Raw genomic sequence first — 13,542 nt, 5'->3', positions numbered from 1 at the left:
AAAACTCGATGTGCCGGTCACCTGCCGCTTAGACACGGCCGATGAAGTGCATGTCTACCAAGCGGGCGGGGTACTACAGCGCTTTGCACAAGACTTTTTGGCGCAATAAGGAGAATAAACAAAATGGAAAAAGCAGTACAAAGCCAAATAAAAGTGCCAGCAACGTATATGCGCGGTGGGACGAGCAAGGGCGTATTTTTTAACTTAGAGGATTTGCCATCGGAGGCACAAGTCGCAGGCAAAGAGCGAGACAATCTATTGCTGCGCGTGATTGGCAGCCCTGATCCTTATGCAAAGCAAATCGATGGAATGGGCGGCGCTACGTCAAGTACGAGTAAAGCTGTGATTGTTTCCCGCAGCACTCAGAAGGACCACGATATCGACTACTTGTTTGGCCAAGTATCCATCGATAAGCCATTCGTTGATTGGAGTGGCAACTGTGGAAATTTATCAGCAGCAGTGGGGCCGTTTGCGATTCACTCGGGACTTATCCCTCAAGACCGCATACCAGAAAATGGCATCGTAACAGTGAAAGTATGGCAAGCGAATATCAGTAAAACCATTTTGGTTCATGTGCCAGTAGTGAACGGTTTTGTACAAGAAACTGGGGAATTCGAGCTAGATGGGGTGACTTTCCCTGCGGCAGAAATTCAAGTGGATTTCGTCGACCCTGCGGATGGTGAAGGCAGCATGTTCCCAACCGGGAATTTAGTCGACGATTTGATGGTACCGAATGTCGGTACTTTCAATGCCACCTTTATCAATGCGGGTATACCAACGATATTTGTTGATGCTGATTCGATAGGCTATCAGGGTGCAGAATTGCAAGATGACATCAACAACGATGAAGTCGCATTGGCGATGTTCGAGTCAATCCGAGCTCACGGGGCACTCAAAATGGGGCTGATTACGTCATTAGAAGAAGCGCAAACTCGCCAGCATACGCCTAAAATCGCGTTTGTATCGAAACCAAAAGATTATTTATCTTCGAGTGGCAAGCCGGTAGCCGCTGGAGAAGTGGATGTCCTGGTGCGTGCGCTCTCTATGGGTAAATTACACCACGCAATGATGGGGACGGCGGCAGTGGCCATTGCATCAGCAGCTTGTGTTCCGGGAACCTTGGTAAACTTAGCAGCAGGTGGTGGTGATAAAGAGTCAGTCACCTTTGGCCACCCATCGGGCACGCTGAAAGTCGGTGCGAAAGCGAAAGAAACCGATCAAGGCTGGGTGGTAGAGAAAGCCACCATGAGTCGCAGTGCGAGAATACTTATGGAGGGCTTTGTACGTGTACCCTCCACTGTCTTTGGATAATTTATAGCTGAAATTCAACCTCAGGACATACTGGAGGATGCAATATGTCTGCATATCAGAAAGAATACCTTTGGGCACAGACGGAGCCAGAAGCCTTTTGGCGATCCCAGGCAGAGAATATCGACTGGTTTGATGCGCCAAATACCATCTTAAATGCTGATGAACATGGAATTGAACGTTGGTTTCCTGATGGTGTGCTTAATACCTCTTGGCTCGCACTGGATTACCATTGCGAGCAAGGCAGAGGGGACAAAACCGCGCTGATTTATGACTCACCAGTGACAGGCAATAAGCAAAGCTACAGTTACAAAGCGTTGCGTGACCAAGTTGCGAAAGTGGCAGGGATGCTATCTAGCCAAGGAGTGAGGAAAGGCGATCGAGTGGTCATTTATATGCCAATGATCCCAGAGGCAGCAATGGCAATGTTGGCGTGCGCACGTTTAGGCGCGATTCACTCTGTTGTATTTGGCGGGTTTGCGCCCAATGAACTTGCGGTTCGGATCGAAGATGCAGAGCCAAAAGTCATTCTTACGGCCTCTTGTGGGGTTGAAGTTAACAAAGTCATTCCGTACAAGCCGCTCGTTGATCAAGCCATTATGGATAGCCGATGGAAGCCCGAAAAAGTGTTTGTGTTGCAGCGTCCTCAATGTGAGGCAGAGCTGAATTTAGAACGCGATTTAGATTGGCAGCAAGAATACAACAGTGCGTTGCCGCACGCTTGCGTACCTGTATTGTCGACCGATCCGCTGTACATCCTATATACATCGGGAACAACAGGTAAGCCGAAAGGAGTTGTACGTGATAACGGTGGTCATGCGGTTGCGATGAAGTACTCAATGACCTCTATTTATGATGTGCATCAGGATGGTGTTTTTTGGGCTGCTTCGGACGTTGGTTGGGTTGTAGGACACTCGTATATTGTGTACGCACCATTGATTCATGGTTGTACAACCGTCCTATTTGAGGGTAAACCTGTTCGTACGCCAGATCCAGGTGCTTTCTGGCGAGTATGCGATGAATACAACGTTGATGTGTTGTTCTCTGCGCCAACAGCGTTTCGAGCAATAAAGAAAGAGGACCCAGATGGCGAGTTCATCAAGCAGTATGATTTATCAAAGCTGAAAACCATCTTTATGGCTGGGGAGCGCTTAGACCCTCCAACATTGGAGTGGGTGGAGTCCAAAACAAATAAACCTGTCATCGATCATTGGTGGCAAACCGAAACGGGCTGGGCTATCGCAGGTAACCCGACAGGTATTGAGCTGATGACAGTAAAAGCCGGTTCGGCAACGAAGCCTATCCCTGGGTATCAGGTAGAGATCCTTAACGAACTTGGGCTTCCTGTTGCAGCAAATCAACAAGGCTTCGTCGCTTTGAAACGGCCGTTACCACCCAGCTGTTTACCGACGATATGGCGTAATCATGACCGATTTGAAACAGGATATTTAAGCCAGTTTCCCGGTTACTACGTTTCCGGAGATGGTGGTTACCTTGATGAAGATGGTTACCTATTTATTATGGGACGTATCGATGATGTCATTAACGTAGCTGGGCACCGCTTATCAACGGGCGAAATGGAAGAAATTGTCGGTGGGCACCCTGCGATTGCCGAGTGTGCGGTTGTCGGTATCCATGACGAGCTGAAAGGCCAATTGCCGCTTGGTTTTGTGGTGTTAAAAGACGGCATTAAAGTGGATGAGTTAGCTCTGGAAGGAGAGTTGGTCGGTAAGGTTCGTAGTCAGATTGGTGCGGTGGCTTGCTTCAAACATGCATTGGTTGTGGATCGATTGCCAAAAACCCGCTCGGGTAAGATTTTACGTCGTACCATTCGTCAAATTGCTGATGGTGAGAAGTACGCAATTCCTTCTACGATTGATGACCCAAGTAGTTTGAGTGAAATCGAAAGGGTACTCAAGCGTTAGTTAGGCCGTTAATATTATATTTGTTCGCGCCCCGCATCGTATTGGTATTCGGGGCTTTTCTCTTAATCTTGCTTGCCATAAATCATATTTGATAACACACTATGCGGGTTCTTGTTCAGGAATTCTTTCTATGTCGACACTTGTTATCAAACCCGCCTGTTTCAACGATCTAGAGTCTCTCAATGACCTTATGTTTGAACTGCATGATGAACACCACCTGCAATCTCCAGAGCTGTTCAAAACGGCAGAAGAGATTGAGCAAGAAAAAAGCATTGCTCGTTATCTTGATAATCCGGAGTGCTTGGTCTTTGTAGCAAAGGATGAAGATGAAATCATCGGCTTTATTTCAGGTCACTTCTGTGAATTGATCTCTACCGTAAGTAAACCTGTCTTGATGGGTAGTGTTGATGAGTTATACGTATTACCCGATTATCGTAAGCAGGGGGCCGCGAAAGCCTTGATAGATAAGATGGAAGCGACGTTTCTTGATTATGGTGTAAAACAGATGTTTGTCGAAGTATGGGATTTTAACCAAACGGCAATTGCACTGTATCAAAAACATGGTTTTGGTCATCATATCCACTGGTTAAGAAAGTCACTCAACAAGTGATAAGTGTGACGTGATAGGTGCTACTTATAACATGTTTATCTATCCAATCCCAAACCTAGGTCCTTTAGCAAACGTTGTATTAACAATGAGAATGGAAGGGATCGACGTAATTACTTTTGACAGCAAATTAATATAACTGGCAAAATCTCGCACGATATTTCGGGTTGTGTCTTTTTTTGTCAGAACCATACTGGCGATCATTTTTTAAGGTTGTATTTTTTGTGCTGAGACCGCTATTTTTTCTTGTCCTATATTCTCTTTCATTTCTGGTCGCCCCTTTTGCGATAGCAAATCCTTCATCCGATAGTTTGAAAGGTGCCCTTTGTATTGTTCGTGTCGACGACAAAATTGTACTCGTACATGAAGTATTAACGGACAGAATTTCATTACCTGGCGGAACCATTATAGAAGGTGAATCCCCCCAACTAGCGGCACAAAGAGAGACATGGGAAGAGACGGGACTGGTTGTCACCGTAGGTGAAGAGCTTGGGCGAACAGACACGGCAATTTTCTATGATTGTGCATCTGATTCGGATGTGATCGCGTTTTCTATGGAAAATGCGTTAGGTGCCAATGAGCTCCCAACGTGGTTTGCTCCACATTATGGGGTAGAAATTGCGTCTGCGATGTTATTACCTCCTAATGAATTAATTGCTTCGCTGTACCGCTATCCATCACAGTGGAATGACATTCTTCGCTTTTACAATGATGCGACGGACCAATCCGTGGTGTACGTCAACCAGTTGATTGAATCAGCACCTTCATTTAGGCAGTTAGAATTGACTTGGATGGTTGATTTACAAACTTGGGCTAGCTCTTTCTCAGAAAACAGTCGCGCTACCGCATGTGAGATAGCGAAGTTAGTGACCGGATTAACTAATCCCACATTTTTACTGTTTTTATTTCCCTTTGTCATGATGCGATTCGGTATTGGCTTTGTTTATCGCCTGTTTTTTGCTCTGACGGCTACTTCTTTGATGGTGTTAGTCGCACAGCAAGGCTTTGCTTTGCCAAGGCCGCATGTTTATACGCCCATTGCAGAACTTACTCACAGTTTTGGTTTTAGTTTCCCAAGTCTGCCAATCGCGATCTGGTCCTGTGTGGTGACCTTCATCTTCCAAAAGACGCAGCGTTTTGGTATTAACCGAGAAACACTATGTGTCAGCGTTGTAACTTTGTTTGTGATGGCATGTAAGTTCTTTTTGGGTACGGCATTTATTCTGGATATGATGATTGGCGCGGTGTTAGGTGTTTTAGTCGCTTGGCATGTGCTGCGATTGGAAGCCAAGCCTGACATAAATGTCGATCAATTGCTGAGTTCAAAAGGCGTTTGGTTCACCATGACCATAATTACAGCGGTACTCTCCATTCTTTGGCCTCTACCTGTGTTTGTTAGTTGGTTGGCCATCATTATTACCACATCTGCATTGGTCTTGGCTTTTAAGAATACCTCAGCAAGGTTTGATCGCCGTCAGATGCTGTTCGTGATATTGGTATTGTTATTGGTTGATCAATTGTATTTATATTCAGTATCAATGGTGTCATTTAGTGGTTTTTGGTCACTCGTGTTTAAAACGTTACACTACCCAATACTGATGTTACTGTTCATGACTTTGGCGAAGAAACTAACGAGAGACAATAGAACTGAGTAATATCAACGAACCAAAAAGCCTCGTCAATGCGAGGCTTTTTATTGAGCTTAAAACCCTGTCCGTTATGGATTTAACACAAACTTTTCGATCGACCTAGCAACACCGTGATCATCATTACTTTTAGTAATGTAATCTGCGATTTGCTTCGTTTCTTCCATTGCATTTGCCATCGCTATACCAAGACCTGCGTATTGCAGCATGTGGTGATCATTCTCAGCATCACCCATACAAATTACCTCTTCGGCTTTAATACCAAGGTATTCAGCAATAGCAGCAACCCCAATGCCTTTGTTACTTAAAGGGTTAAGGAACTCAAGGAAAAATGGGGCACTCTGTACGACGGTAAACTCTTCACGTAGTTCAGTAGGCAGCGCAGCAATCACATCATTCAGCGTATTAGGCTCGGCAACCATCATTGCTTTAATGATTGGGTGATCGTCTTCCAATGCTTCGAAGTTCATCTCAGTAATTTCTAATCCATTGATTTTTGCTTCGATATCAGTGTAAGGGTTGTTTTCTGTGGTGATTAATCCATGCTCTTGACTGAATGCATGCACGAATGCGCCAAGCTCTTGTGCGTTGCGTGCGATCTTCTTTGCCGCCTTACCATCGATAATTTGTTGATGAATAATTTCATTGGTGCCAATGTTCTTTACCATTGAGCCGTTGTAGTACAAGACAAAATCTTTATCTGAATCAATGCACAGTTCATCGAGCTTATCTTGCATCCCTTCAAGTGGGCGACCAGAAGCGAGAACAACAGTAACACCCGCTGCGCGTGCTTTAGCGATGGCTTGTTTGTTCTCTTCTGAAATTATTTTATCGCTGTTTAGCAACGTGCCATCCATATCGAGGGCGATCAGTTTGTACATCATTACTTACCTTTAAAAATGGGAAACCTGCGTATGAAACTACAAAAAGACCCATTTTAACAATTAATTTTTGGTTTAAATTGACCTGAGTGCGCCTCTCTATTAATGTCTTCGCCTCAAAGTATAATGAGTGGAGTGAGTGCTGCGTTGTATAAGCTAAATGAGATGTTTGAAACCATCCAAGGGGAAGGGGTTTTCACTGGTGTACCTGCAGTTTTTGTGCGCTTGCAAGAGTGCCCAGTGGGGTGTTCTTGGTGTGATACGAAACAAACTTGGTATGCGGAAGCGGAAGATCAGCGTCAGATAGGTGACATCTTAGTGAAAATGGAAGATTCACCAACGTGGTGTTTAGCCTCTGCCGATGACATCGTAGAAGAATATAAAAAACAAGGTTTTAACGCGAAGCATATCGTCATCACTGGTGGTGAGCCGTGCATTTACGACTTACGTTCACTCACGGCGGCGTTTGAAGCCATGGGTTGTCAGTGCCAAATTGAAACAAGTGGCACATCGGAAGTTTTGACTTCTGAAAACACATGGGTGACGGTGTCACCAAAAGTAGCAATGAAGGGTAAGCTTCCTGTACTGAAAAGTGCGTTAGAGCGTGCAAATGAAATTAAGCATCCGGTTGGCACTCAAAAAGACATTGACCAATTGGATGTGTTGCTTACCTCTGCGAAGGTATCAATGAAAACCATCATTGCGCTTCAACCAATCAGCCAAAAGTCTCGCGCAACACAACTGTGTATCGATACGTGTGTTGCTCGCAACTGGCGTTTGTCGATTCAAACTCATAAATACTTAAGTATTGCTTAAGCTTGGAGAATAAAATGAAAAAAGCGGTTGTTGTTTTCAGTGGTGGGCAGGACTCTACAACATGTTTAGTTCAGGCGTTGAAAGAGTTTGATGAAGTTCACGCCATTACATTCGACTATGGTCAACGTCATAAACTAGAGATTGAAGTTGCTGAAAGATTAGCGAAAGATTTGGGTGTCGCTGCACACAAAGTGATGGATGTTGGGTTACTCAATGAGTTGGCAATCAGTTCATTGACGCGTGATGATATTCCTGTCTCTCATGAGTTACAAGAAAACGGTTTGCCAAACTCTTTTGTACCTGGCCGTAATATATTATTCCTAACTTTAGCGGGTATTTACGCATACCAAATTGGTGCAGAAACGGTGATTACAGGTGTGTGTGAGACCGATTTTAGTGGCTACCCAGATTGCCGTGATGAATTTGTTAAAGCAATGAACAGCGCGCTAGTTAAGGGGATGGATCGTCAATTTGAAATCAAAACGCCACTAATGTGGTTAAATAAAGCCGAAACTTGGGCATTGGCTGATCAGTATGATGCCTTGCAACTGGTGCGTGAGAATACGCTTACTTGTTACAACGGCATCATTGGTGACGGTTGTGGCGACTGTCCGTCATGCGATTTACGCAAAGCGGGTTTAGATGATTATTTAAACAATAAAAATGTTGTCATGCAGTCGTTGCTTAAAAAGCAGTAATTGGCAGATCAATAGGTTCGTTATAGGCGTCAACAATGGTATTACGGCCATTCTTCTTCGCCTGATATAAAGCTTGGTCTAAAATCGCATAAAGCTCATCAAAGTTAGTTAGAGCTTTAGATGTCGAAATATAGGCCAAGCTTGCCGTAACGTTGAGTAATTGATTTGTTTTCGTTTTTATCGGCTTCTCTGAAATCGTTTTGTGTAGACTATGTACACGAAATTGCACATCAATATCGTCAACGTTCTTCAATAGTAGAACAAATTCCTCACCACCTAACCGACCCAAGTATTCACCTTTATTGAGCTTAGATCGAAGTGCTTTGCAAACCTGTTTTAATACAAGATCCCCTGTTGGGTGACCGAAGTTATCATTGATCAGCTTAAAGTTGTCTAGATCCAATAACACTAAAACGTAGCGCATATCATCAGTACATTGATAGCATTGAGCCTTGATTTTATCGATTATCGCACTGCGATTGAGTGAACCCGTTAGGCTATCCAAGAGCGATTTGTTACGCGTTTTTCGTTGTACATAGAAGATAGCTAATAGCAGCGTCAACAAACAAAATATCACAAAGATATAGGCGCGTTTCTGTTCGTTAAATTCACTGAACTCAAGTAATTTTAGATTACGTTCATTCGCTATTTTGGTGAGCTGAAGTTCGTACTCATATTCCTTTTTTGTTAGGTCTAGTGCTTCAATCGCTTTGATGTTGTTGCTATCTCGGGTTGCTAACTCAAGGGTAACGTAATTCTCAAAGTGAAAGAGGGCGGATGAAAGATCTTCTGTCTGGCGGTAGCCATGAAACAGTAGAAGTTGCGCATTCGCTTGTAGAGCATTTGTTGAGTTTTCGCGAGCTAACGTCAAAGCAGCCTTGCCGTGTTCGATTGCCAGGTCCACCATACCGTGCATCAGGTAAGCTTCACCAGCAGCTAGGTGGCTTTCTATTTGTAATCGTTTGTTATTATGCTGCTTTCCAAGCTCAAGTGCTTTCTTTATGTAAGGTACTCCACTTTTAAAATCCCCAGATACTACATACTCAGAACCTAAACCTAAGTAGGTTAAGCCAAGTCCATATGGGTGGTTATGCTTTTCAAGGATCGTCATTGCGTTTTTATAGTGGGTGATCGCTTTGTCTAGTTCATTTTGCTTGCTATACATCGTAGCGAGGCTGTGCTCAACTTGCGCCACCTCTCTTGGCGTCCCATCCAGTTGACGAGCAAGTAACGCTTGAATGAGATATTGCTCAGATTGTTCAAACTGGCCTAATTCAATAAGCAAAACACCGACATCATTATAGACACCAGTTGGGTCACTCTGTGATGGCATTTCTTTAAGTAAGCGGCGATATAACTGCAATGCTGTCTCATACTCGCCTCGAAAATCATAGTTATTGGCGATGACACGCATTGCAAGATCTTCAGGAAAACCTTCATAATGATTGTCCTCTAAGTGATTCGCAAGTGAGGAGCAATAGAAGTTTGCTTTGTGATATTGCCCTTGTCGATTGAGTATGTAACACAAATGAAAATTCATCAGTGCGGTACTTTCAACGTCAGAATACTGTTTAGTGTTTTCCCGTAATGAGGTAAAAATATTTACAGAGGTATCGTAATTACCCTTTTTATATTCTGAGATCGCAAGGATGTACTTTGATTCCAGCTTTGCAAAGCGGTTACCAAGCGCTTGACTGCTACCGTAGTATGGTTGATTGATGTTCGACATGTACTCATAAATCATCCCACTCACATACAATTTTTCATGATTTGTATTAGCAGTGTGGTATCGGTCTTGAAGCATGGCCAATGCAGATTCACTACTCGTTTTAATGGTGGATTGGTAAACGGAATGCCATTGGGTGAAGCTTTGTGAGTCACTTGCGTTTGCTTGGCTGAATAAAAGTAATGAAGCAAGCAAAGAGAGTAGGGGACGCATAGTGATGTAACCTTATATTCTTATTATCACGTTTGGTTCGGTATTATATACCAATGATAAGTTGTGCCAGATAACAAAAGTCGAGAGGAATTGTGGTGGGGTTGACAAAAACGATCCGCTCTGTCGATCTTGAAGCGAAATAAAGAAAAGGTAGGCCTTCGCTGTGATCGCAAAGGCCCTAGATGTTTAGTCGATGTAAAGCTTCGCTAAATCTTGAGGTTCCATTTCTTTACCCTCTAGCTGCGCATTCCAGTTAGTACCAACAAGAACACCATCTTCAGCAAGAGTTAGAAGCCAATCTTCTACAAAGATATCAAGTGGAATTTCTAGGACTTTGAAGTCGGCCCATTCTTCAACATTATGTGCTACTGCATCTTCTTTAGTCGACCAGAAAGGCATGACTTCGCTGTTTTCGAATTCAGTTGAATCGCAAGATAGCCAGCCTTCTTCATTACGCAGACCCCAAACCAATTGGTTTTGTTTAGTTTCAGTAACGAAAAGATCTAAGTTTGCTTGGATATCTGATGTAAGTTTGCTCATTTCAAAACTCTCATTGTTATGACGTGGCTAGATTAGCACTAAAGCGCCGATTCCTAAAGCATAATACGGTTTGCGGAGCTTGAAAAAGAAAAGGAGCCGAAGCTCCTTGCATTAACTTTTTGGAAGAGTGGTAAATATTGACCACTCTTTCTTGACCTCACCTTTGTAGCCGATGACAGAAGCGGTGACACGGCGATTTAGCGCATGGCTTACTTCGTCGGTTCCTGCAGTCGCAAGGTGTGTATCTCCAAAACCGATAATTCGCACACGCTCGGCTGCAATACCATAATTTAACAGCATTTGGCGAACATTCTTGGCACGACGCTCTGAAAGTGTTTGGTTGTGCTCAGTTCCCCCAGTTTTACTTGCATAGCCGCGAAGTTCGATAGTGGTGGTTTTGTACTCTTTAAGAAAGTCGGAAAGTTCGCGGATTTGGCGCTGGAATACAGGTTCGATTTGATCGGAATCGTTGGCAAAGAGAACCCTTACCTGCATTTTTTCTGAAGACTTAATGTATTCACCACAACCATCATTGTCGATTTCTGAACCGATTGGCGTGCCTGGACATAAGTCACGCGTATTGATGACACCATCACTATCATCATCCATCAAATCTGCAATTTGCTCCGCAGTTGGTGCTGGCTGGTAGTCGTATTCCTCCTGCGCTATTGCCGGATATGCCGTTGCCATAACCCCTAAAGCTAATAGAATCTTAATTGCATCCATGCTTAGTACTCCACCTTCTGATTCCACTCTGTTGGTACGTCAACACGCAGGGCGTTTAATAATTGTCCCGTCGCGTTCATGACTCGATACTTCGCATACTGTTCACCGTATTTTGCATCTATGTAATCTTTTCTTGCTTGGAACAATTCATTTTCCGTGTTGAGCAAGTCAAGGAGAGTTCGTTTGCCAATCCGATACTGTTTTTCATAGGCAATGACTGTTTCTGATGTGTAGTCGACGTGATCAGAGAGGAATTCTTTTTGCTGTAGCGTCAGAGCCAATGCGTTCCACGACAACCGTAGTCCTTCTTCGACATTACGATAGGCGCGTTCACGTAAATCTTTTGCTTTATTTAACTGGTATGCAAAACTCTCAGCATTAGCTACATCACTACCACCGTTAAACAGATTGTAGCGCATTCGAATCATTGCGGTGGTTTCATCGCTTTGGCCTTCAAAGCCACCGGCGTCATCACGCCATGTCTGAGCCGCTTCAAGCGAAATCGTTGGGTAGTAAGTCCCTTTTGATTGCTTGTATTGAAACTTTGCTGAGTCGACGTCTGCGATAGATATTTTGATTACTGGGTGGGAATTAAATGCCAAGTTGATCGCATCATCAACCGTATATGGGATGAAGTTTTGATCTGCTCTTGGAAAAATGAGTCCTTGGGGAGATTGACCAACAATACGAGTGAACATTATATGGCTATCAAACAGGTTATTTTGCGCAGCGGCAAGGTTACCGTGAGCTTTTGCTAAACGTGCTTCTACCTGAGTTAAGTCTACGGTAGAGCCGATACCGGAGTCGACGCGCTTTTTAACATTTTGATAGATTTTTTTATGAACTTTCAAGTTGCTTTCTGAAAGCGCTAAAATTTCGTATGCTTTTACCGCATCTAAATACACGTTCGTGACCTCTAGTGCAGTATCTTGTGCGTCAGCAAGTAATTGATAGCGAACAGATTCTGCATCGGCTGCTGTGCGTTCGATGTCATTCAGCGTTGCTGAACCATCCCAAATTAATTGAGACAAAGTAATCGTTGCTTCTTTGCGAGTTAGATCGGTTGAGTCTCTTTGTTCTGCGGGATCGATACCCTCATACCCGATCCCTGCGTCGAGATCGACAGATGGAAGGTATGCACCGCTCGAGGCGTTATTCACATACAACTTGCTCACGTATTCATTGTACGCGCTTTTGATGTCAGGGTTAGTTTTAAGCGTGTTTTCAACCGCTTGCTCTAAAGTTTGCCCTAAAGCAGGGCTAGCGGTGAGTACACCTAAACAAAAGGCGTTGGCATGAGTCCACTTCACTGTGATTCTCCTAAATAAAGTAATGTCAGAGACAAAAATAATTCTTATAAATGAGATGTCTCCATGGGCGTCAATAATTTAACGCACAACGCAGTGCATAATCAACCTTACAATTCATCCACATAGCGTAGTGACGGTAAAAAATTATTAATTATTAATTATTAAGTGCAAGCGTTGGTTATTCTGAACGGGAATCACTCTTTTAAAGCGTTTTTGAGAATGTCGTTCTTTAAATAAATGCAATTGGTTTCGCATTGTTGTCTTGGTGAGTAGCATACACAATATGTGACCTGAACGTTATAAATTGGTGTTAAATTACTGTTATTGCGTTATATTATGAGGCAAAATATGTCAAATCATTATTATTAGTCAAAATATTGGCGTAACTTTCGGTTAGGGGTTTAGATGGAACGTACAACCTTGGTATCACTTGGTGAGCAACTCGTTGTAATAGGTTTGGATGGGCAATTAAAAGTCCTTAATGAGAACCAGCAGCCCTTAATAGGGGAAGTTATCATTGCTAAGAATGAGGCAAAGTCAGATGGTTTTCAGGTACAAGTTGTAAATGAAGACGGAATTCGAGATGTTTCTGATGATGTTGCTCAGATCATCGGGGCATTAGAAGCGGGCCAAGATCCTACCTTGCTAGATGAAGACTTTGCACCAGCCGCAGGTCAAAATAATGGCTCTAGTCTGCAAGCAAGCGGAACAATCGACCGAACTGGCGTAGAGTTGCTCGCGGACACCAATTTTGAAACAAGTGGTTTGCAATCTTTGGGTTTATCAGAAACGCAAAGTCTTACTCTGCTCGAACAGTTCAATATTTTTGAACCAATCTTTGTCGATTTAAACAACCAACCTATTGGTGCTGACCTTGAGGTCACTACTGACGAAGATACACCAATCAGCGGCAAACTGAACGCAACTGACGTTGATGGCGACGAGCTGACCTTCAACAAAGGTAGCGATCCGACTAACGGTTCAGTGACGGTGGACACCGACGGTAACTGGACCTACACCCCGAACGACGATTACAGCGGCTCAGACAGTTTCACCGTTGAGGTGTCTGACGGCCAAGGCGGTACGGACACGATCACCGTAAATATTGGCGTGACACCAGCGAACGACGATCCTGAAATCGTTGAC

Annotated in this window: 12 protein-coding genes; 7 read left to right on the top strand and 5 right to left on the bottom strand. The window is 43.7% G+C overall.

Going from position 1 to position 13,542, the window contains the following annotated elements:
- Nucleotides 1-123: 123 nt before the first annotated feature.
- The 4 genes from prpF (at nt 124) to AK965_RS19815 (ending at nt 5,495) form a co-directional block, all read left to right on the top strand.
- Nucleotides 124-1,311: a 2-methylaconitate cis-trans isomerase PrpF gene (gene prpF, locus AK965_RS19830; RefSeq protein WP_099081206.1), complete on the top strand. Its 1,188-nt coding sequence runs from the start codon at nt 124-126 to the stop codon at nt 1,309-1,311.
- A 44-nt stretch (nt 1,312-1,355) separates the two neighbouring features.
- Nucleotides 1,356-3,233 (top strand): propionyl-CoA synthetase, encoded by a 1,878-nt coding sequence (locus AK965_RS19825; protein WP_099081205.1) that lies wholly within the window; start codon nt 1,356-1,358, stop codon nt 3,231-3,233.
- Nucleotides 3,234-3,363: 130 nt separating this feature from the next.
- Nucleotides 3,364-3,843 (top strand): GNAT family N-acetyltransferase, encoded by a 480-nt coding sequence (locus AK965_RS19820; protein WP_099081204.1) that lies wholly within the window; start codon nt 3,364-3,366, stop codon nt 3,841-3,843.
- Nucleotides 3,844-4,064: 221 nt separating this feature from the next.
- Nucleotides 4,065-5,495 (top strand): bifunctional NUDIX hydrolase/phosphatase PAP2 family protein, encoded by a 1,431-nt coding sequence (locus AK965_RS19815; RefSeq protein ID WP_099081203.1) that lies wholly within the window; start codon nt 4,065-4,067, stop codon nt 5,493-5,495.
- A 62-nt stretch (nt 5,496-5,557) separates the two neighbouring features.
- On the opposite strand, the gene AK965_RS19810 is transcribed toward AK965_RS19815, so the two are convergent.
- Nucleotides 5,558-6,367, bottom strand: coding sequence for a Cof-type HAD-IIB family hydrolase (locus tag AK965_RS19810; RefSeq protein ID WP_099081202.1), 810 nt, complete (start codon nt 6,365-6,367; stop codon nt 5,558-5,560).
- Between the two features lie 165 nt (nt 6,368-6,532).
- On the opposite strand from AK965_RS19810, the gene queE reads away from it, so the two are divergent.
- Both queE and queC read left to right on the top strand, forming a co-directional pair.
- Nucleotides 6,533-7,183, top strand: a complete 651-nt coding sequence (queE, locus tag AK965_RS19805; protein ID WP_172438208.1) for a 7-carboxy-7-deazaguanine synthase QueE — start codon at nt 6,533-6,535, stop codon at nt 7,181-7,183.
- Nucleotides 7,184-7,197: 14 nt separating this feature from the next.
- Nucleotides 7,198-7,881: a 7-cyano-7-deazaguanine synthase QueC gene (gene queC, locus AK965_RS19800; RefSeq protein ID WP_099081201.1), complete on the top strand. Its 684-nt coding sequence runs from the start codon at nt 7,198-7,200 to the stop codon at nt 7,879-7,881.
- Here the strand turns inward: queC and AK965_RS19795 are convergent.
- From AK965_RS19795 to AK965_RS19780, 4 genes are all read right to left on the bottom strand, one after another.
- Nucleotides 7,868-9,820, bottom strand: a complete 1,953-nt coding sequence (locus tag AK965_RS19795) for a GGDEF domain-containing protein (RefSeq protein ID WP_099081200.1) — start codon at nt 9,818-9,820, stop codon at nt 7,868-7,870. The genes queC and AK965_RS19795 overlap by 14 nt on opposite strands.
- Nucleotides 9,821-10,006: 186 nt before the next feature.
- A complete protein-coding gene (locus AK965_RS19790) occupies nt 10,007-10,360 on the bottom strand; it encodes a DUF2750 domain-containing protein (protein ID WP_099081199.1) in 354 nt (117 codons plus the stop codon).
- A gap of 111 nt (nt 10,361-10,471) precedes the next feature.
- Nucleotides 10,472-11,086 carry an OmpA family protein gene (locus AK965_RS19785; protein WP_099081198.1) on the bottom strand — a complete coding sequence of 205 codons (615 nt, stop codon included), beginning with the start codon at nt 11,084-11,086 and terminating at the stop codon, nt 10,472-10,474.
- A 2-nt stretch (nt 11,087-11,088) separates the two neighbouring features.
- Nucleotides 11,089-12,396, bottom strand: coding sequence for a TolC family outer membrane protein (locus tag AK965_RS19780; protein WP_099081197.1), 1,308 nt, complete (start codon nt 12,394-12,396; stop codon nt 11,089-11,091).
- A gap of 405 nt (nt 12,397-12,801) precedes the next feature.
- On the opposite strand from AK965_RS19780, the gene AK965_RS19775 reads away from it, so the two are divergent.
- The coding region (locus tag AK965_RS19775; RefSeq protein ID WP_172438207.1) for an Ig-like domain-containing protein at nt 12,802-13,542 on the top strand (741 nt) is incomplete at its 3' end.

The organism is Vibrio sp. PID17_43 (assembly GCF_002608565.1).
Classification (GTDB): Bacteria; Pseudomonadota; Gammaproteobacteria; order Enterobacterales; family Vibrionaceae; genus Vibrio.
Note: the sequence above shows the minus strand (reverse complement) of the source record. Positions and strands in the feature narration are given on the sequence as shown.